General features: G+C 78.2%; 1 pseudogene. It reads right to left on the reverse strand.

Features of this window, described 5'->3' with window-relative positions:
- Nucleotides 1-850: pseudogene (locus ABD211_RS33030) on the reverse strand (helix-turn-helix transcriptional regulator); the annotation flags it as partial.

The raw sequence follows: 850 nt of genomic DNA on the forward strand, positions 1-850 counted from the left end.
CCACCGACGGGTCGCCCACCCGCTGCGCCGCCTGCAGGTCGCGCAGGCGGCGCAGCGCGGCCGCCGCGCCGCGCACGTCGCCGGTGCGCAGCCGGGCCTGCGCCACCGCGTGCAGGTTGCGCACGAGGTAGATGGCGTCGTGCTCCTCCTCGGAGGCGCGCACCCCGCGCCGCGCGTAGGCCAGGGCACGGGGCAGGCTGCCGCCGGCCAGTTCGGCGACGGCCACCGTGTACCAGGAAGGGCCGGGGGACAGGCCGCACTCCTCGGCCACCCCCTCCGCGCGGTGGGCGAAATCGAGCGCCTCCCGGCAGCGCCCGGCGCGCGAGGTCACCTCGGCGAGGCTGCGCAGCACCTCGAACAGCTCCTCGCCGCCGCCGGGCTCGACCACGGCGAGCATCCTCAGCAGCTCGGCGCGGGCGGTGTCGAGTTCGTCGTCGAAGAACGCGAACCGGGCCGCCACGTAGCGCGGGGTGAGGTGCAGCCAGCCGGTGATCGGCGGGTCGGGCAGCGCGAGCGCGCTCTTGAGCGTGTCGGCGTACTGCGGACGGCCCAGTACCCGCTCCATCTGGGCGAGCACGCCGCCGGCCATGGCGGCCGTGGCGGTGTCGTCCGCCTGGTCGGCCAGGGCGATCGCCTCGGCGGCCTCGAGCGCGCCGCGCTCGCGGGCGCCCTCGACCATGGCCTGCCAGGCCAGCCGCAGCCGCAGCGGGGCGAGCAGCGCCGGGTCGTCGCCCGCGTCGGCCAGGGCGGCCGCGAACGTCTCGTCCATGGCGGCCAGCGCCTGGCCGGCGAGGTCGATGACGGCCATGCGGGCGCGGACGCGGTGCGCGCGCGGCGCGTCCGCGTCGGC

This window comes from Luedemannella flava (assembly GCF_039528515.1).
Taxonomy (GTDB): Bacteria; Actinomycetota; Actinomycetes; order Mycobacteriales; family Micromonosporaceae; genus Luedemannella; species Luedemannella flava.